The sequence below is a fragment of the Dyadobacter linearis genome (assembly GCF_907165045.1).
In the GTDB taxonomy this organism is placed as follows: Bacteria; Bacteroidota; Bacteroidia; order Cytophagales; family Spirosomataceae; genus Dyadobacter; species Dyadobacter linearis.
In genome coordinates this window covers 402,521-422,517 of sequence record NZ_CAJRAU010000002.1, presented here as the reverse complement: position 1 = coordinate 422,517, position 19,997 = coordinate 402,521, and the positions used below count along the sequence as shown (strand labels likewise).

The window sequence follows — 19,997 nt, the reverse complement described above, 5'->3', positions numbered from 1 at the left end:
ACGTACATGAGCGATCAACACAGCGATAAACCCGTCATAGGAATCACAATCGGGGATTATAACGGAATTGGACCAGAAGTAATACTTAAAGCATTAGAAGGAAATCAGTTAGCCAAATTATGTACGCCGGTCATTTACGGTTCACTGAAAGTTTTGAATCAATACCGCAACCTGCTCGATATGAAAGAATGGGCATTGCACGGGATTCAAAAAGTGGATCAGGTCAATCCCAAACTGACCAATGTGATCACCTGCTGGCAGGATAACCAGACAGAGGCGCAGCCGGGACAGGTAACTGCGGAAGCCGGACAAGGTTCGCTGGCTGCTTTAAAACGCGCCGTCGAAGATCTGAAGGAAGGCAGAATACATGCGCTGGTTACCGGCCCGATCAATAAGGATAATATTCAAAGTGAGGAATTCAAATTCCCGGGTCACACCGAGTTTCTGGCGCAGGCTTTTGAAAAAGAAGATGCGCTGATGTTTATGGTAGCCGGCGAGCTGCGCGTGGGCGTTTTGACCGGACATATCCCGCTTGACAAAGTGAAATCGCAGATCACCGCAGAAAAGCTGACCGCCAAGATCGAGCAGATATTGCAGTCACTGAAAGGCGATTTTGGTATTAAAAAACCAAAACTGGCTGTTCTCGGCCTCAATCCGCACGCAGGAGAAAATGGTTTGCTGGGCACAGAAGAGCAGGAAGTGATACAGCCGGTGATCAAGGCATTTAAAGAGAAAGGAAACCTGGTAGTGGGCCCTTTCCCCGCCGACGGTTTTTTCGCCGCAGGCACTTACAAACAATATGACGCTGTGCTGGCAATGTACCACGATCAGGGATTGATACCGTTCAAAACGCTTGCATTCAATGAAGGTGTGAACTTCACGGCCGGGCTCTCGGCTGTGCGTACTTCTCCAGATCACGGAACCGCTTATAATATCGCAGGAAAAAACCTCGCGGAACCCGGCTCGCTATTACAGGCAATTTACCTGGCGTGCGATATCTCACGTTTCCGGGCCTTTAATGGTGAAATGGAGAAGAATGCACTGATATCCAAACCACAACAATCCGAAAGCCAGCATCCGGCGAAATCGGGAGGTAAGCAGAGGTTTAATTAGCTGTTAGCTGTTAGCTGTTAGCTATTAGCTATTCAAATGGGAAGTTGATAACACGTTACTAAATATACAGAAATGCTAAAATCCATGACCGGATATGGTGTATCCAACATCGAGTCCGACTCAATTAATGTAACCGTCGAAATAAAGACGCTTAATTCTAAATTTCTGGATATCTATTGCAGGATTCCCAGAAATTACTCGGAGAAAGAAATCGAGATCAGAAACCTGATCACACAATCGATGGAGAGAGGAAAAGTTGAATTCACGCTGACAGTGCAGCCGGTGGGTAAAACGATCGCTTCTACGTCGGTTAACAGGCCGCTGATCAATGCATATTACCAGGATCTGATTGCAACTGCGAGCGAACTGCAATTTGCACCCGACCTTACCGAGCTTTTCCGCATTGCGCTGCAAATGCCGAATGCGTACAACAATGAAACGGTTGACGAAACGAGCCGTGAAAATGACTGGACGCAGATTAAAGTAGCGGTAATGAATGCGTTGCACAAATGTACCGTTTTCAGGGAGCAGGAAGGGAAAATGACTTCTGACAAGTTTACCGACTATATTAAGAATATCGAAAATCTGCTTGCCGGCGTGACCGAGCAGGATAAGCAACGCATTCCAAATGTGCGTGAGCGGCTTGAAAAGCAGGTGCGCGAGTTGCTGTCGGACGATAATTTTGATTCGAACCGGTTTGAGCAGGAATTGATCTATTATGTAGAGAAATTTGATATTTCCGAAGAAAAAATACGTTTGGCCAATCACCTAACCTATTTCATCGAAACTATGAAAGCCTCCGAAAGCAATGGTAAGAAGCTCAATTTCATCGCGCAGGAAATCGGACGCGAGATCAATACGATCGGTTCGAAAGCGAACGATGTGGCGATCCAGCATTTGGTTGTGCAAATGAAGGATGAGCTCGAAAAGATCAAGGAACAAACGATGAATATCATTTAGCAATATGCAGGAAAGCAAACTTCCGCTTTCTTTTTACCAGTCACACGATACGCTCACGCTTGCCGAAAAATTGCTGGGCTGTGAGCTCGTTCACGAAAGTCCCGAAGGAATTACCTCCGGGATTATCGTGGAAACCGAGGCTTACCTGCGTGACGATCCCGCCTGCCACGCATTCAACCGCCGTACTCCCCGAACTGAGCCAATGTATGGAGAGCCAGGTACCATTTATGTGTATCTGATTTATGGTATGTATCAGTGTTTCAATATAGTAAGTAATGTCGCCGGCGTGGGAGAGGCTGTTTTGATCCGCGCTTTGCAGCCAACAGCCGGGCTGGACCTAATGCAGCTAAGACGCCAGGTAATCCCAAAAATTCCGGTATTGCCCGCAAAGCCTCAAAAGGAATTTGCAGTGAAAGAGCTCTGTCGCGGCCCCGGAAAGTTGGTGAAAGCAATGGGAATTGATCGGACATTGCATAATAATCTTACTTTAACCGACGGTCCCATTTACCTGACAGCTCCCGCCACAACCGATTTTGAGGTTACAATTACTACCCGCATTGGAATCAACGTCGGCGCTGCTCTGCCCTATCGGTTTTTTATCAAAAACAATCCTTTTGTTAGTAAAGGGTAGGATAAAATGCAAATAAAAGATTATAAAATTCTACTTTGACGGATCTACATCCCCAGACTTTACAATTGATTTTTTATCTTTGAGTTGCGCAACCCCGTTTCTCAACGAATACCATGAAATTCTCTCACTCTTTCCTGATTCCCTGGAAGCCTTGCCGGCATGGTATTACAACGTTATGAGGGTAATCTTTAAATTGCTTCCCTTTCTTTCCGTTATACTATTACTTGCGGGAAGTCAATGCAGCCGGGATAAGAGTATAGTTTCGCTGGCCGAAGGGACCATTTTAGAAAAAGAAGATTTTGCGGAAGACACTGCTTTAATACTAAAATATCACAAACTCGGTGCCTCCTATTTATTCCTCGACGCCGACAAATCAATGCTTTACGCAAAGCACGTCTTGCGCCTCTCTCAAAAACACGATTGGAAAAAAGGTAAAATACTCGCTTACAATTTATTAAGCACCTATTACCTGCTCGATGGAAGTTATGATGTGCTCCGGGAGCTTTCAAATGAAACGATGATCCTGTCCAAACAGCTGGGACTTCCATTCTACACGGCGCATGCGCAGCGTTTTATGGCTGAAAGCTATTCAGAGTTCCGGCAGTGGGATTCGGCGAGGATCAATTACAATCAGGCTATTCAGGTATTTGCGCGGCTCGGAGCCGATAGCGCAAGAGCATTGACCATGGTAAACCTGGGCAACTGCTATCGCGAAAAAGAGCTGAACGATCAGGCCAAGCAGCATTATAAGCGGGCTTATGAAGTATTTGATAAGCTTAATTCCGATTGGGGCAGAGCTGTGGTTTTGCAGGAAGAGGGGTACTTGAATGTCAGGGAGCTCAACTTTACAGCCGCAGTAAAGTACTTCCAAAGAAGTCTCGCACTTTCACAAAAAAACAAAAACAGATACGGTGAGCTAAACACGCTGAACGACCTGAGCAACGCATATTATCATCGGAAAGAATACGACAAATCCGTTCAGACCTGCCTGAAAGCGCTGGAACATTCCAAGATCTATCATTCTACCCAGCAAACGAATTGGGCGCTTACTACGCTTTCCCGGGCTTATAAAGCTAAAAATATGCCCGATAGCGCGCTATTTTACAATGAACAAGTGAACAACAACCGGCGGATGGTGCACGATGAAACGGTGAAACGCCAGTATACCATGTACCAGCTGATGTACGATAACCAGATAATGGGCTCAGAAATCCAGCAGCGGATTATTAATCAGCAGCGGAGTATTCAGCGGTTTTTGATTGGCTTTTCAGCTTTGATCATCGCATTTGCTGCATTTCTCTGGTTCAATAACAAAAAGCTCCGTCGCAAGAATGCGGCGATTCAGGAAGCCCTGATAAAAGGACAAACTATTGAACGCAAGCGAGTTGCAGCTGAACTACACGATCATTTGGGAGGCACGCTGGCGTCGCTGAACTGGTATATGTATGGTATTGATAAAAAACTGCTCTCGCTGGAAGAGCAAAAAATATATGATAGTGTTCATCAAATGGTGGGATCGGCTTACCGGGAAGTGCGCAGCCTTTCGCACAATCTGATGCCCGCGGAACTGGAAGAACACGGATTGATCACGGCGCTCGACAGGCTGATCAGCAAGTTGAACGAAAACAAAAACATTCAGTTCGAGTTCAATCTGACCGGTTTGAGCGACCGGCTGAACAACAAGATCGAGTTTGAACTTTACAGCATTGTACTTGAATTGACCAACAATATTATCAAGCATTCAGGCGCGACTGCGGCAACGATTGAATTGACTGAAAATACCAGGAGCATATCTTTAAGGGTCCGGGACAATGGCAGTGGAATGATAGAGCCGGGCCGCCAGGGAACGGGCTTGCGGAATGTAAAAAGTCGTGTCGAGAGCCTTCATGGCAAGATTAATATACATAATGAAGCCTCCAAGGGAACGAGCATAGAGATTGAGATACCAAGTAAAAAGAGTGTGTATGACTAATCCTGAAAAGGTAACAGAATTTACGAACGAAATAGAGAAAAGTATCGCTGAACAGAATTTCAGCAAACTGTCACTGGGGAATTATCGCGGAGCGGAAGAAAACCTCAAAAATATCTACCTCAAAAGGGTTTTGATCAAACAAGAAGAAAAACTGAGCTTCACCTACCGGTACAAAACCCGGGATATCACTAAAAATTTCAGCTTTCCCGAGGCACTGGAAATACTGAGAAACGTAATAGGGACTGATTTTCAAGCAGCTACCCTCCAAACCACGAGCTTCGACCTGCAACTGGATATTCAGAAAAATGGCAAAGTGCAAGTCCGGAAGAAGGAAACTGCATTGCGCGAGGTGCCTTCGCTCGAACATGATAAATCGAAAAAAAGGCTGATCCAGGCGGCGGAAAAACCGTATCTGCATGAGTTGGGCATCACCGACGAGCAGGGAAACGTGCTAAAAAATGCCCAGGACAAGTACCGGCAGATTAATCATTACATCGAGCTTCTGAGCGGCCTGATCAGGGAAATCCCTAAAAAGGACCAGCTGAAAGTGGCCGATATGGGATCAGGAAAAGGGTATCTTACATTCGCGCTTTACGATTATCTGCACAATGTACTTCACCAGCAGGCAGCGGTGACCGGCGTCGAATTTCGCGAGGATCTGGTTGAACTATGCAATTCGATCGCACGAAAATCGGGTTTTGAGCAGCTTCAATTTGAGGAAGGGACGATCGAAGGCTTTAGTACCGAAGCCATTGATATATTGATCGCCCTGCACGCATGCGACACCGCCACAGACGATGCAATATGGAAAGGGATTTCTTCTGAGGCCAGCCTGATCGTGGTTGCGCCCTGCTGCCACAAGCAGATACGCCGGGAAATGGAAGCGCACAAAGCGAGCAATGATGTCCAGTTTCTTACCCGGTACGGTATTTTTCTGGAAAGACAGGCGGAGATGGTAACCGACGGACTACGCGCGCTGATCCTGGAATATTTCGGATACAAAACGAAAGTGTTCGAATTTATTTCCGATGCGCATACTCCCAAGAATGTTATGATCGTGGGAATCAGGGACACCCGGAACAAATCCGACGAAGAACTGATCTTAAAAAAGATAAAAGAGGCCAAAGATTACTTCGGTATCAGCTACCATCACCTCGAAAGAATAGCTGGTATAGAACGATAAAAATGCCCTCATTTACTTCCCTGTGCCTATATTGCGACTTTTTTTTAACCTGACGAAATAAATATGTGGAATAAAATAGCGACTTACATTATCCGTTACCGGTTTATGTGGGTTGCGCTCGTGCTGGTGTCAACAGTCTTCATGGCTTTCGAGGCCAGTAAAATTGAACTCTCCTACAACTTTGCAAGAATTCTCCCTTCCAACGATCCCGTAGAAAAGGAATATCAGGATTTCCGAAAATTATTCGGGGAAGATGGCAGCGTAATGGTAATCGGTTGGCAAGATCCGGAGCTATTTAACATCGATAAATTTCGCGATTGGTACAAGCTTTCGGAAGAGATCAAGGCTTCCGCAGGTATCAAGAGTGTGCTCTCGCTCGCGAACGTTTACAAAGTCGTTCGGAATGATAGTCTGACAAGGTTTGACTTCGCGCCGGTGATCCGGCAAATGCCCGAAACGCAGGCAGAGGCGGATAGTCTTAAAAAGGAAATCATAAATCTGCCTATCTATGAGGGACTTGTGATCAATAGCAAGACGAATGCGACTTTGATCGTCGTAACTTTCAATGATAAAGAACTGAATTCGAAGCGCCGCCTGACGATCGTAGATGATATAGAGCAAATGGCGGAAACTTTCGCTACGAAATATAATACCGACCTGCATTATTCGGGGATGCCCTACATCAGGACGGTGAATATGAAGAAGATATCGGGCGAAATGCAGCTGTTCATGGGACTGGCAGTTTTCGTGACCTTACTTATTCTGTGGGCGTTTTTCCGTTCTCTCCGGCTCACATTACTTTCCATTGTAGTAGTACTGATAGGTGTTGTCTTCTCCGTGGGGATATTGCATTTATTTAATTACAAGATCACTGCGCTTACCGGATTGATCCCGCCGCTGCTGATTGTGATCGGTGTGCCGAATTGTGTTTTCCTGATCAACAAATACCAGTCAGAGCTGATCTCGCACAACAACAAGGATGAAGCGCTGATGCAAATGATCCGGCAGATCGGACTTTCCACCTTTCTGGCCAACATGACTACCGCGATCGGATTCGGGGTATTTTACTTTACCAATAGCAGTCTTTTAGTTGAATTTGGCATCGTCGCTGCGATCAGCGTTATGGTTACTTATGTGCTTTGCCTGCTGCTGCTGCCTATTACGCTGCATTACATGAGCACGCCGAAAGCGCGCCACCTCAAACATCTGGAAGGCAGATGGGCTATCGGTTTTTTGCGTAAAATCGATTATCTGGTTCACAATCGCCGTAAAGAGATTTACATGGCGATGGTCGTGATGATCATCGTTTCGGTTTTTGGAATGCAGAAAATCAAAACCATCGGTTATGTGGTCGACGATCTTCCTAAAAAAGATGTGGTATATACCGACCTTCGGTTTTTCGAGAAAAACTTCAATGGTGTGCTTCCTTTCGAAGTAATGATCAATACGAAGCAGCCCAATGGCGTTTTCGGCGACCAGGCAGAGGCACTTTATAAGATTAAGGCATTTCAAAACGAAATGGCTAAGTTTCCGGAGTTTTCGAAACCACTTTCCATTGTGGAAGCGTCCCGCTTTTTGTACCAGGCTTACCGCGGCGGAGATGCTAAATACTTTGCATTGCCGGGCGTTTTGGAATTAAATAAACTGACCAACTACGTCCAGGGACAGCAGGGAGCGGCCAAGCAGCTGAACTCTTTTCTGAACGAGGACAAGAGCGTGACCCGGGTAAGCTTTCAAATGGCCGACGTAGGTTCGGAGCGGATCAAAGAATTGATGAACCAAATCCGCCCGAAAGTGGACTCTATTTTTAGTTCCGAGAAATACAAGGTAAGTCTGACCGGACACAGTCTGGTATTCCTGAAAAGCAACGATTATTTGCTCAGTAACCTCTATGAAAGCCTTCTGATCGCAATCGTGCTGATCGCGATTGTTGGTATGGTACTGTTTCGGTCGATCCCTATTATCTTATTGTCAAAACTACCCTGTCTCATTCCGCTGGCATTGACGGCCGGAATTATGGGTTACTTTGATATCTATTTCAAACCGACTACGATCCTGATTTTCAGTATCACCTTCGGAATTGCATCGGACGGTACCGTGTACTTTCTTACCCGCTATCGGGAAGAGCTAATGAACGGATTATCACCTTCGAATGCAGTCACAAAGTCGATTTTTGGAACCGGACTGAGCATGATCTACACGGCGGTAATCTTGTTTTGCGGCTTTTCGATATTTGCTGCTTCTAGCTTTGGGGGAACTGCTGCTATGGGTGTGATGGTGTCTATTACCCTGCTTGTGGCAATGTGTACCAACCTGATTTTGCTGCCTGCACTACTATTGTCCATCGCGAAGAGGCAGGGCAAAGATGTAATGCCAAGCTGATATAAAAAGATCGGCTCAGGATGCATGAAGCATTCTGAGCCGACCATAATATATAGATTAGGCCGAAGCCCCGGGATCGTTAAACGGTTCCGGGGCTTGGTATTTTTTCAAAGCTTTGGTCCATCCATTCTTCCGGAATGTCGTCAAGCGCATCTTTCAATTTATCAGCCCACATTTCGGAGATCACCTGCAAGTCTTTTTGCTCGTATCGGTGCTCCACAATTGCGAAACTGTCTTTTTTATACAAAACCACATCAATTGGGAAGTCCACATCATTGTTGCTGACACGCGTAGAATCGAATGAAAGAAACCCGGCTTTCAGCGCCTGTTTCATGGTCGATTCCTGGTTCAGTACCCTGTTCAATATAGCCTTTCCCTGGCCGGAATTGCCAATGATCACGTAAGGCGAACCCTCATCGAGCTCTACCCAATTGCCTTCTGAATACAATAAAAACAACTTGTGCTCCTTATCGTCTTTCAGCTGCCCGCCTACGATGGTATTGAGGTTGAATTTGAAGCCAGACTTTTCAAGATTGGCCCTATCCTCTTCGGCAACGCGCTTAATCTGCTCTCCGAATGCATTTACAGCTTTATAAAGCTTATTGTAAACCACACCTTCATTAATCAGCTCCTCAAAGTAATGCACCGCCTTATCCCGCACCGACCGCAGCCCGCTCGTCATGATGAACATCGAATAGTTGTCGTGCTGAGTGACATACATTTTCTTTTTGACCGTCGTATTCGTGCCTGCGGTAATCCGCGTATCCGCCAGTGCGACAAGTCCTTCCTTTACTTTTATTCCTAAACAATAAGTCATTTCAATTTGCTTAAATGGGCCGGACACTTGGTGTCGTGATAACTGGTTAATTCGTCCGGCAGAACCTTAAACCGGCGTCAAAAGTACCAAATTGACGGATGAACCAGACATAAAATACGTTTTTTCGTGACAATTTTTGAAAATTGCAGTTGAAGCACTACCACCTTTTACATCCAGAAAAGGCACTTATGCATACGATTATTGAAACTAGACAGCGCATCCAGGCAGCAAGATTCGGAACAAAATCTTCAATGAAAAGAAAATTTAACACTGGTAGAAGTTACGATTGTTGATCCGGAAGGTACTTCTTGAAGTATATAAGGTATGAGATCGATCACAACCATAATATGCATTGTGCTGCTGCTTGCCGGCTGCGGGGACAAAACTCCGTTGACCGTAGATCCGGGTAGCGAACAGAAAGGCAGGAGATACCTTGCATTGGGCGATTCCTATACGATCGGGGAAAGTGTGGAGGAAAGAGACAGGTGGCCGGTCCTGTTTGCCCAAGCTATGAATAACCGAGGCAGGCCCGTACAGAATCCCTACATCATTGCCCGCACAGGCTGGACAACGGGCGATCTGCTTCTTGCACTTACTAATTTTAACCCAAAGGAAAACTACGATATTGTCTCACTCCTGATTGGCGTCAATAACCAATATCAGGGACGCAGTCTCGAAGAGTACCGCGTAGAATTTCGGGAGTTACTGCTTAAAAGTATCGCTTATGCCGGAGGAGAACCTGGTCAGGTTTTCGTGCTTTCCACGCCAGATTGGGGCGTTACTCCGTTTGGGATCGAAAATCGCGAAACCGTTGAAAAGGAAATCGACGAGCTGAATGCTGTTGCGAAGGCAGAATGTGACAAGGAAAAAGTGCTGTTCATTGATATTACTTCCATTTCCCGCCGCGCATTGAATGATCCCACACTAATTGCGCGGGATAACCTTCATTTTTCAGGAAAAATGCATCAGCTCTGGGTAGATGAAGTTTTCAAAAACACCAAATTCCGGTTCTAGCGGTTCGGACTACTTCTCGGCTAGGATAAATTCGAGCATTGACGGCATTACCTGTATATTGATTTTCGCAGGCTTATCTGCCTTGATCCGCTCATCGTCAACGTGCGCATCTTTCCAGTCACACGTGATCTGCACCCGCCTGGCGCGGATCGTTTTGAATTTAAATTCCTGTCCGGCTTCGTCTATCTCATTTTTTAGGCGCGATTCCAGTTTTTTCCGGTCCACATCTTCTACCAGCACCAGTTCCAATATCCCATCGCCGGGGTCCGCGTCTGGCGCGAGAATCAGATTGGGGCCGATGGAGCGGATATTCATTACTTCTATCATGATATAGTGCCCGGAATACTCCTTTTCATCGGCTATGATCTGGCAGTGACGTGCCTCATAGGTCTGAATAATTTCAAGCATCACCCGCTTCGCTGCATCCAGCTTTTCCTCAGCGCTGTCTCCAAGTTCGGGTTCCAGCTTACTCATCACTTTCATCAGCTTTGGAAAAATCCCCAGCCCGAAAGCTTCAAGAAAGAATACCTCTTCCCCAAAACCCTCCACTTTGCCGATATCGAACGGTTTCAGGCTCTGGTGATGCCACTGCCGGATAATATCCTTTGCGTCGCCTTCAATACCCAGCGCACAGGCCACATTGTTGGCGGTTCCGTGAGGGAGTAGCGCGAGCGGGAATTCCTTCTGAAGTCGCGTTCTGTTCATCAATGCTTTTGCCACGCGCCGCACAGTTCCGTCCCCTCCCGCAATGGTCAGAAAATCCGAATCTGCCTGAAAGTTATCCCAGTCATCTTCCTTCACGGAAGCGTAAGCGCACTCAAAACCTTCTTTTTTAATCAACTTGGTCAGTTCTTTTTTGCTGAAATCGTTGTCCCCTGCGGTGGGGTTATGCAAAAGAGTGGTTTTTTTCATATGATCAATTTAGGACTATACGGAATGTTCAAAAAACATACCAGGCACAATTTTATTAAAACAAACGTAAAAATGATATACGTATGAAAATCCTGGTAACAAACGACGATGGAATTTACAGCCCCGGAATCGCAGCACTAGCGAAAATAGCAGCGAGATTTGGAGAAGTCAAAATAGTAGCCCCCGATGTAGAGCAATCTTCTATGGGCCACGCGATAACTGCATCACGTCCACTATCTTATAAAAAGTCGCCAATCGATTTTGGCGGAATCGAAGCTTATCGTGTGAATGGTACCCCGGCAGACTGTGTGGCGCTCGGCCAGCATTTGTGGGATAAGCCTGACGTGGTCCTTTCCGGAATCAATCTTGGTCCCAACCTGGGTAATGCGATGTGGCATTCAGGTACACTTGCAGCAGCCAAGCAAGCGGTACTATTCGGGATTAAGGGAATTGCATTGAGTACTCCAACCGATATCGAGCCCGATTTCGATGCGCTGGATCCTTTTGTCGAAAGAGCACTGGACCTTTTATTTAAGAATCCTCACCTTAATCTGGTTAACGTAAATTTCCCGCACAAACCGCAAGGCGTGCGCTGGACCAGACAATCGGTGCGGTTGTATGACAACAATATTGTCCCCGGACTGGATCCAATGGGCCGGAAGCATTACTGGTTCACGGTTGTTCCGCTCGAACCCGCCGAAGAAGGCACCGACCGCTGGGCGATTGAAAATCACTTCGTATCTATCACCCCGTTACGCCTGGACCTGACGAACGAAGCCGAGCTGATCAAAGCGCAACTCGCTTATCCTATTACCTGATCTGCCCCAGAATAAGCATTTATACGAATCCTGCCGGATACCTGGCGGGATTCTTTTTTTGAAGTCTTTGCCGTTCCGGTAAGGGGTAGAATGCAGAAACAACAGTCTTATCCGAGACAATAGTTTTTAAACCATTCCCGAATCCAAGAACAAGTACCTTATTATGGAACAACCCAAAATTGGCAATTACCGCTGGATTATTTGTGCGCTCCTATTTTTTGCAACTACCATTAACTATATAGACAGACAGATCCTGGGGCTTTTAAAACCCACACTGGAAGTCGAGTTCAACTGGACCGAATCGGACTACGCCAATATTGTCATGATCTTTGCGGCCTGCTACGCGCTGGGTTATATTGTTTTCGGGAATATCATTGATAAGATCGGCTCGAAAATGGGCTACGCAGTTTCAATTGTAGTGTGGAGTATTGCTGCGATCCTGCATGCATTTGTGAAAACCACGTTTGGTTTCGGCGCTGTAAGGGCACTTTTGGGGCTTGGCGAATCGGGTAACTTTCCGGCCGCAGTAAAAGCGACTGCCGAATGGTTTCCTAAACGCGAGCGTGCATTAGCCACCGGTATATTCAACTCCGGTACAAGCATCGGGGCAGTTGCTGCTCCTATTCTAGTACCCTGGCTACTCGGCGCTTACGGCTGGCAGGAAGCGTTTCTGATCACGGGTGCCCTGGGTTTTGTCTGGCTGATATTCTGGTGGTTATTCTACGAAATCCCGTCCCGCCACAAAAAAGTATCTCCCGAAGAATATGCGTATATACACATTGATAATGAAGTAGTTGAAGGCGAAGATCAATCCCCTATTCACTGGACAAAATTGCTGAAACTGCGTCAGTCGTGGGTTTTTATTGTAGGTAAATTCCTGACCGATCCGATCTGGTGGTTTTTCCTTTTCTGGCTACCCTCCTATTTCGCCACTACATTCGACCTGGACCTTAAAAAGCCAAGTCTCCATCTCGCGATCGTTTACACAGCAACAACATTTGGAAGTATCGGCGGAGGTTATCTTTCTTCTTATCTGATCAAAAAAGGCTGGCAGCCGCTGAGAGCACGTAAAATGGCACTATTGATCGTTGCATTCGCTGTGTTGCCTATTATTTTGGCGCAGTTTGCCAGCAATGTGTGGGTTGTGGTTGGAATTATCAGTATTGCAGCGGCAGCGCACCAGGCGTGGAGCGCGAATATTTTTACCGTCGTTTCGGATATGTTCCCTAAACGTGCGGTTAGCTCGGTGGTGGGTATTGGTGGAATGGCGGGATCGTTGGGATCCACTTTCTTCCCGCTCGTGGTGGGTGCATTGCTTGACTATTATAAAGGAGTCGGCAATATCGGGGCGGGCTATAATGTACTGTTCGTGATCTGCGGACTGGCATACTTTCTTGCCTGGATCATCATACATTTTCTGACCAAGAATATGAAACCCGTCGAAGAAGCGTTAAAAGATTGATTTTTAGATAAAACACCATTGAACCGCAGGAATAACTTCTTGAAATGAAAAAGTACCGCTATCCGTTCCTCTTCCTGGCCCTTTCGTTTTCGCTGGTCTACTGCAAAACCAACAAGCAGACCGCAACCGGAACTACTGCAAGTAATACCGTTGAAACAGCGAAAGAGGAAACTCCGGCTAAAAAACCGGCAGGATCTCCATTCATCGCGCCCGAGAAAACCATTGGTCTGATGCAGATTGAGGAAGGTTTTGAAGTGAAGCTAGTTGCAGCCGAGCCGCTGGTAAGTGCGCCGGTCGCCATGCAGTTTGACGATCAGGCGAGAATGTGGGTGGTGGAAATGACCGGCTACATGCCCGATACCATCGGTACCGGTGAGGATATTCCGAATGGTAATATTGTTATTCTTGAAGATAAAAATAGGGACGGGGTTTATGACGATCGAAAAGTAATCATCGATTCCCTGGTACTACCGAGAGCGATTTGCCTGATCGAAAACGGTATTCTGGTAGCTGAGCCGACCAATCTTTGGTTTTATGAATTAAAAAATGACAAAGCCGGAAAACGGGTATTGGTTGATCCCAAATACACAGAAGGCGGCAATGTGGAACACCAGCCAAACGGACTGCTCCGCGCGATGGACAACTGGATATACAATGCGAAATCAGACAAACGTTATCGCAAACAAGGTAACAAATGGCTGATCGAACGGACGCATTTTCGTGGCCAATGGGGTATTTGTCAGGATAATTACGGCAGACTTTACTACAACAATAACTCTCAAAACCTGATCGGAGACTATTTCCCGGCGGGTGTGGGCGCTTCTAACAAAAACCAGAAAGGTGTGGCTGGCTACAATGAAAAATCGGTGGCCAATAACAAGGTATACCCGCTTCACCCCACTCCGGGCGTGAACAGAGGCTACATGAAAAATATCCTTGACGATAGCCTGAGACTGAACGATTTCACCGCCGCAGCTGGTCCCGTTGTGTACCGGGGAGACCTTTTTGGTCAGGCTTATGAATTCAATGCATTTGTTCCTGAACCGTCGGCGAATTTGATCAAACGCAATATTCTGGCTCAAAAAGGATATGTAGTTAAAGGCGAGCAGGCGTATAAAGGAAAGGAATTTCTGGCGAGCACCGACGAGCGTTTTCGGCCTGTAAGTCTTTACAATGCGCCCGACGGTGCGATGTATATTCTGGATATGTACCGCGGTATTATCCAGCACAAAACGTATTTGACCCCTTACCTGAAAGAGCAGATCGGCAAAAGGGAGCTGACGCAACCACTTTCAAGCGGACGGATTTATAAGGTTGTCCCGAAAAAATCGTCGGCGAAACCGGTCATGATCCCGAATGAGGCGGGCGAGCTGGTGAAGTTACTGGGTCACGCAAACGGCTGGGTACGCGACCGGGCGCAGCAAAAACTGGTCGACGGGAAATACAACCAGACGGTTTCTGCACTACGCGACGCTGTGAAGCAAACTGCGAATCCACTGCTCGCGATTCATGCACTATGGACTTTGGAAGGATTAAATTCACTCAAAACCGAAGAGGTACTTGCCTGGCTGAGACGCCCGGACTGGACTTACAGAATGCAGGCGCTGGCAGTAGCCCCGGCAATAATGACGCCAAGTTCTTACCAGCAGCTGACTACGGTATTTGATGATCTGATTAATAACAACGATACGCTTTCCGCTCCTTACGTGGCATTTTTGTGTAAAAACATTTCAAAATTCGACACGGTAGCATCAAAGAATATGCTGACTAAGCTGGCTACCAAGTACCCGAACAACCGCTTCGTCGCAGACGCGGTAATCAGTAATCTGGAAGGTCAGGAAGAAATGTTCCAAACGGAATTAACGGCTTCACTGAGCGACCAGAATCTGGTCATTAATAAACAGCTTCAAAAAGTCATCACCGGAGTGAGGAGTGCCCAGGGTAATCGTGATCCTGCTATGCTGAAAAGGCAGTTTCCAAAGGGAGAAGCATTGTTTACGTCCATTTGCCAGACCTGCCACGGCGCAGATGGAGGCGGCGTGAAATCCCTGGCGCCTCCGCTGAACCAATCGGAATGGGTCACTGGCAGCAAAGACAAGCTGATCTCCATCATCCTGTTCGGTCTGACTGGCCCGGTGCGGGTAAATGGCCACATTTACCAAACGCCGGAAGTAAGCGGCGACATGCCGGGAATAGGCTACGACAAGGATATGCCCAACGAAGACATCTCGCAGCTCCTGAGCTTTATCCGCAAATCATGGCGCAACAATGCAGACAACGTAACAACGGAAGAAGTTACCCGCGTAAGACAAAAACTTACCGGCCGTGAGAAGGCGTTTACGGAGGCGGAGTTGAATGGGATTTGAGAGACTTATAGATACTAGAAGCACTCCTTTTCCGCATTGGCAATTGATCTATCTAATGTACCGTCCTTGCCTGCCTGAATGGGGTAGTAACATCCGGTTTTTGTTTTAAAAACCTCCGATTCACTTCCACAGATGATAGCACATGCCTGACCTTCCACAATGTGTTTCGTTGCTTCTATGTCATCCACGCGCATTTTATATCTAAACAGCCCTCTATACCGCGAACCGTCGGGCCTTAATCCGTCCCAACCATACTCAGCAATTTCCATTTTTAAATTGAAATAAGGCTTCTGATAAAGTATTGTATCACCGACAGCACTGTATATGGTAAAGCCCCACACATCGGTAACGATATCATTCACAAATGGCACGAAATAATCATTCACGCCGTCTTTATTAGGAGTGAAAACATTGGAGACATAAATTCGCTTCTTTTCGTAAGAAAATTCAACCGGCTGTGTACCGCAACAGGATTCGTATTCCTGGCTAGTTGGTTTTGGTTGGTCTTGGGCAGAGCAAGTTTGTGCGGTGCAAATGGATAGGATGAGAAATATGGTTAGTGTGTTCTTCATTTGATTACTGTTTAAATATGCTAATTGTATGAAATAGTGCCAAGACCCGAAGAAGATTATCTAAAGCTAATTTTTTTCGCCTTCCATAATACATAGCCAAAGACTATCAGTAACAGTGACATTCCGCATAAAACGAAGCCACCATTTTTTGAGAAATCTGTTCGCTTGAAATATTTTACCTTCGTAATCCAATTCGTAGTTGATATCAAATCCGATTTTCTGTAATTGTTCGCCTGCCCAGTCTCTTATCGCATCTGCCGAATCATCATCAACTTCAATAATGACAGAAGGAATTTCGTCACTAATCTGTATTAGTATATTCTTGAACGATTCTTGTTCTTGATAGAGATTATTAACAAGATAACTTATGTGATTTTTACCTAATTTAACTTTCATTCCTTTAATTTTTTAAGAAGTTGCCGATCTAGATGAAGATGTTGGATTGGTGGATATAATTTTCCCTGTTTGAGGATTGACAACTACCTCGCAAAATTGGCCGATAAAGCGTTGACTCTGTCGTCCTAACGGGTCAGTTAAAATATTTCCAGTTTTCAAAAGATTCTTTGCATTCAAAATCACGTTAGGATTGATCTGTAATCGACCTAATTTGAAGAGTCATTTGTAAATTAAATATCTCAGAATGCTGTAAATGCCGGGCCATGTATTCTGCTCGATTCTTAGAATAAAGTTCTCACTACTTTGAAGTATCAAATTAACACTGGAACAGTTACGATTAGCTCCCTTATTATTAAATATCTCTTTTAAATCAACATTTTTAATGTCAAAGTAAGTTAGATATAGATCGCAGACGAATATTATCGTTTATAATTATTCTGAAGTTTGTTAGAATCCACCAATACATATTATCGGGGTAAAAGGATAACATAATCTCCTCATCATCGGCTAATTTAACCATTTCAGCAATATTGATTTGATCTTCTTCATGCAAATCCTCAAACAACTTTGTATAACGTGCTTGCATTTTCAGTCATAAAAATTTTGCCCTTATTGTGGAAATACTCTTCATGACTACTTCAAAGTTTTAGTTAATTGAATGCTATTTGAGCTTGTTTGTGAAAATTTGTAGCCAAGATGCTTAGCAGCTCCAGCGTTCAGGAGCTTTTTTTCGATTATGTCAACGCCATTCAATATGATTCTATTAGCTCCGCCAAGTCTTGCTTCGGCTTCGAATGTTTTTTAAAGTTTTGTAATGCTGGTCCCTTCATCCAAACTAGCGAGAGCCTGAATAGTTCTCGTATATGTTCCTTTTGAAATTGTGGAATTGCGTCTTATATAGAATCCCGCTAATGTTTCTACAGTGTACTGTGCTTCCTGAATAGAGGCCCTCCCCAACCACTGTGCCCTAACCAACCCAACAAGTGGCTTAACCAGCCATTCCAATGGCTTAGCAATCGGAATGATCTTGAAGTCAATCGTATGATCACTCTCGATCCCATCCACCGCCGGCAACTGCTGCCCCGGCTCCCAGCCGGTTGCCTTCATTCTCGCCAGCAGACCAAACGGTTTATCCTTCTCCGCCCTCTTCTTTTCCCGGTCTTCCTGCTGGCGCTGCTCCTGGCGAAACATTTCTTCGGCGGCTTTGCCTTCGAAGTGCCAGCTTTGCATGCAGTCCGGAATACTAAGATTTGTAGGCTAAGTTACAAGCCCGGACGTGCTGGTTTTTTGTGCTAAATGCGTTAATTCATGTTAAATTTTTGGGAACAAAAACAAAGAATATTTTTTCCAATTACTCAGCCTTGCATTCTTTGATGTAAGCTTTCGCCTTCTTTATGCTCCGTTTCTACAAAACGACTCTCAACTTTTCCGGGTAATGGCTCGCAATACCAGTTATCGTGATTTGATTAATTAAGCCCGTTATATTTCATAAACATCGCACTTTTGAAAGTCCATATTTTTGTTCGCCATAATATTTATACCACTTTTATGGAATTGCAATTATCAACAGCTTTGCTCTAATTCAATTTTTCTTTTGAAATAAAGGCGTAATACCTCCTCATCTCGTTCTATTAATTGATCGTGAAAATCCTCATCTTTCACCAACTCATCAAATCCAAGCAAAGTATTCACGTTACTAGTTTCGTTTCCACAATAAACATTTATAAACCAGTTTTGTGGTACAGAGTGGTCTAATATTTCAAACAACTGGGACGGAAACCAAAATGGTTTTCCATAAGTATCAATTAAATAATATATTGTATTGGAATCTTTGTAAGATACGACTCCCATTACGAGATGTTTATTACCTAATTCTAATCCATAACCTCCGAAAGTATAATCGACAATATTTAAGTGAACCGTGTCCATATTGTTTTGATCAGATCTCTCCCATGTCGTTGCTTTACAAGTTATTTTCATACTTACTTAAATTTAAAATCATCAACTGCTTTTAAAACGCCATTAGACCACTGTCCGACGTAGTGTATTTCAACTCTGCGTTATAACTGTAAGCCCGGCTCATCTTAAATTTGATCGAGTCTTAGTTCTTTCAATATCTGATATAGTGCATCGAAGTCTGTTATCTCGACTTTCTTGAGAATTTCTATAATCTTTGCCGTATTATTCTCTTTGACTGCCAAGTCAAATTCATCCATTAGGCCACTTATATAGAGTCGCTCATTAACAGTCATACCTTTATATTTTTGATCCATCTCTGATGATTATGGTTTGAGTACTTTGAAATCAATTATTTTAATATTCTTCGGATCTATAATAAGTTCTGGTAATCCTCCGATGTTTCCGTCTAACGGTAGTGCTGGACGAGATTTTATGATGCTGTTAATACTCGTCTTACCTTTTATCATAAATTCTGCAGTATTAATTGCTCCACTTGCTCCGCCAGAAGGCAAACCTGCAAGATTCCTAAAATCGCTGATGGATGTGGGATTTACTGTTGTCCATGAGAATCCTTGTGCTCTGGCATCTCCTCCAAATACTCGATAGACGATCGTCTCTCCTTTTGTGGCAACCTTCCCAATACCCCTCCACAACCAACTTGCCCTGATCAACTTCGCAGCCCACTCAACTGGCTTGCCCAGCGGCATTGCAAACGATTCAATCGTATGATCCGACTCAATCCCATCCACCGCTGGCAGCTGCTGCCCCGGCTCCAAGCCGCTGGCTTTCATTCTGGCTAACAACCCAAACGGCTTATCCTTCTCTGCCCGTTTCTTCTCTCTATCCTCCTGCTCGCGCTGCTCCTGCCGGAACATATCTTCGGCGGCTTTGCCTTCGAAATGCCAGCTGCGTATGCCGTGAAATCTAATAAAAATCGGAAAGACAAGGCACGGGCACTAACATGCAGCATATGGATTTTAAATTTCAGGTAGTGTTTGAGGTTTTAGCCAAAGCGATATAAATTCTCGATTATGGCCTATTACTGCAACACAATCTTTGATAAATTCGACTGCCTTGCCCTTTTTCTTAGGGTTACCTATACATACCCACCCAGTTTTCATATTGAGAAATACAGGAAAATCAATTTCACCAACTTGGTAGGAGCCCAAGCCTGATGGTAAGTCATCCAAAATTTTTAACATTCCCTTTTGTCTATACGGAACATTAAACTCCGATTTCATTTTTTTATCTAACCCACAAAATCCCGATACTTGAACAATTCTATTATCATCATTAATTGCAGTAAGATTTAATTTGTTTATTGAGATATCAAAATTAATCTCCTGAACTCGTGGCTCTGTATTAAAAGACCATTCTTCAATATCGTATAATAGCTCCTTTTGTTCAATAATATCAGTGTATTCTATCAAAAATTCCATG

18 protein-coding genes are annotated in these 19,997 nt (G+C 44.9%); 10 read left to right on the top strand and 8 right to left on the bottom strand.

All coding sequences use genetic code 11. The features are described from left to right. The first annotated feature begins 6 nt into the window (after window positions 1-6). From pdxA to KOD92_RS07860, 6 genes are all read left to right on the top strand, one after another. Complete coding sequence (gene pdxA, locus KOD92_RS07885; RefSeq protein ID WP_215233007.1) at window positions 7-1,113, top strand: 4-hydroxythreonine-4-phosphate dehydrogenase PdxA; 1,107 nt, start codon at window positions 7-9, stop codon at window positions 1,111-1,113. A gap of 72 nt (window positions 1,114-1,185) precedes the next feature. Next, window positions 1,186-2,073 carry a YicC/YloC family endoribonuclease gene (locus KOD92_RS07880; RefSeq protein ID WP_215233006.1) on the top strand — a complete coding sequence of 296 codons (888 nt, stop codon included), beginning with the start codon at window positions 1,186-1,188 and terminating at the stop codon, window positions 2,071-2,073. Window positions 2,074-2,077: 4 nt separating this feature from the next. Beyond that, window positions 2,078-2,704 carry a DNA-3-methyladenine glycosylase gene (locus KOD92_RS07875; protein ID WP_215233005.1) on the top strand — a complete coding sequence of 209 codons (627 nt, stop codon included), beginning with the start codon at window positions 2,078-2,080 and terminating at the stop codon, window positions 2,702-2,704. A gap of 175 nt (window positions 2,705-2,879) precedes the next feature. After that, window positions 2,880-4,676 carry a tetratricopeptide repeat-containing sensor histidine kinase gene (locus tag KOD92_RS07870; protein ID WP_215233004.1) on the top strand — a complete coding sequence of 599 codons (1,797 nt, stop codon included), beginning with the start codon at window positions 2,880-2,882 and terminating at the stop codon, window positions 4,674-4,676. Next, on the top strand, window positions 4,669-5,859 hold the full coding sequence (locus KOD92_RS07865; RefSeq protein WP_215233003.1) for a class I SAM-dependent methyltransferase: 1,191 nt from the start codon (window positions 4,669-4,671) through the stop codon (window positions 5,857-5,859). Before KOD92_RS07870 ends, KOD92_RS07865 begins: the two co-directional genes overlap by 8 nt. A gap of 63 nt (window positions 5,860-5,922) precedes the next feature. After that, window positions 5,923-8,241 carry an efflux RND transporter permease subunit gene (locus tag KOD92_RS07860; RefSeq protein WP_215233002.1) on the top strand — a complete coding sequence of 773 codons (2,319 nt, stop codon included), beginning with the start codon at window positions 5,923-5,925 and terminating at the stop codon, window positions 8,239-8,241. Between the two features lie 79 nt (window positions 8,242-8,320). Here KOD92_RS07860 and KOD92_RS07855 read toward each other — a convergent pair whose 3' ends face one another. Continuing rightward, window positions 8,321-9,058, bottom strand: coding sequence for a peptidase (locus tag KOD92_RS07855; RefSeq protein WP_215233001.1), 738 nt, complete (start codon window positions 9,056-9,058; stop codon window positions 8,321-8,323). Between the two features lie 324 nt (window positions 9,059-9,382). Here KOD92_RS07855 and KOD92_RS07850 point away from each other — a divergent pair, with 324 nt between their 5' ends. Next, window positions 9,383-10,072, top strand: coding sequence for an SGNH/GDSL hydrolase family protein (locus tag KOD92_RS07850; RefSeq protein ID WP_215233000.1), 690 nt, complete (start codon window positions 9,383-9,385; stop codon window positions 10,070-10,072). A 9-nt stretch (window positions 10,073-10,081) separates the two neighbouring features. On the opposite strand, the gene KOD92_RS07845 is transcribed toward KOD92_RS07850, so the two are convergent. Beyond that, window positions 10,082-10,984 (bottom strand): diacylglycerol/lipid kinase family protein, encoded by a 903-nt coding sequence (locus tag KOD92_RS07845; RefSeq protein ID WP_215232999.1) that lies wholly within the window; start codon window positions 10,982-10,984, stop codon window positions 10,082-10,084. A gap of 83 nt (window positions 10,985-11,067) precedes the next feature. Between KOD92_RS07845 and surE the strand changes: the two genes are divergently transcribed. The 3 genes from surE to KOD92_RS07830 all read left to right on the top strand — a co-directional run bounded on the left by surE (window position 11,068) and on the right by KOD92_RS07830 (window position 15,630). Beyond that, window positions 11,068-11,802, top strand: coding sequence for a 5'/3'-nucleotidase SurE (gene surE / locus KOD92_RS07840; RefSeq protein ID WP_215232998.1), 735 nt, complete (start codon window positions 11,068-11,070; stop codon window positions 11,800-11,802). A gap of 163 nt (window positions 11,803-11,965) precedes the next feature. Beyond that, window positions 11,966-13,264: an MFS transporter gene (locus KOD92_RS07835; RefSeq protein WP_215232997.1), complete on the top strand. Its 1,299-nt coding sequence runs from the start codon at window positions 11,966-11,968 to the stop codon at window positions 13,262-13,264. A 44-nt stretch (window positions 13,265-13,308) separates the two neighbouring features. Then, entirely contained in the window at window positions 13,309-15,630 is a 2,322-nt protein-coding gene (locus KOD92_RS07830; protein WP_215232996.1) for a DUF7133 domain-containing protein, read from the top strand. A 14-nt stretch (window positions 15,631-15,644) separates the two neighbouring features. Here KOD92_RS07830 and KOD92_RS07825 read toward each other — a convergent pair whose 3' ends face one another. From KOD92_RS07825 to KOD92_RS07800, 6 genes are all read right to left on the bottom strand, one after another. Further along, window positions 15,645-16,202 (bottom strand): gliding motility-associated C-terminal domain-containing protein, encoded by a 558-nt coding sequence (locus KOD92_RS07825; RefSeq protein WP_215232995.1) that lies wholly within the window; start codon window positions 16,200-16,202, stop codon window positions 15,645-15,647. Window positions 16,203-16,268: 66 nt separating this feature from the next. Beyond that, on the bottom strand, window positions 16,269-16,598 hold the full coding sequence (locus tag KOD92_RS07820; protein ID WP_215232994.1) for a hypothetical protein: 330 nt from the start codon (window positions 16,596-16,598) through the stop codon (window positions 16,269-16,271). An 801-nt stretch (window positions 16,599-17,399) separates the two neighbouring features. Further along, complete coding sequence (locus tag KOD92_RS07815; RefSeq protein WP_215232993.1) at window positions 17,400-17,828, bottom strand: hypothetical protein; 429 nt, start codon at window positions 17,826-17,828, stop codon at window positions 17,400-17,402. Window positions 17,829-18,161: 333 nt separating this feature from the next. After that, complete coding sequence (locus KOD92_RS07810) at window positions 18,162-18,578, bottom strand: hypothetical protein (protein WP_215232992.1); 417 nt, start codon at window positions 18,576-18,578, stop codon at window positions 18,162-18,164. A 302-nt stretch (window positions 18,579-18,880) separates the two neighbouring features. Further along, window positions 18,881-19,432 carry a hypothetical protein gene (locus tag KOD92_RS07805; RefSeq protein WP_215232991.1) on the bottom strand — a complete coding sequence of 184 codons (552 nt, stop codon included), beginning with the start codon at window positions 19,430-19,432 and terminating at the stop codon, window positions 18,881-18,883. A 102-nt stretch (window positions 19,433-19,534) separates the two neighbouring features. Beyond that, the gene (locus KOD92_RS07800; protein ID WP_215232990.1) at window positions 19,535-19,996 is read right to left on the bottom strand and encodes a hypothetical protein; all 462 of its coding nucleotides are present in this window, start codon (window positions 19,994-19,996) and stop codon (window positions 19,535-19,537) included. Between the last annotated feature and the right edge of the window lies 1 nt (window position 19,997).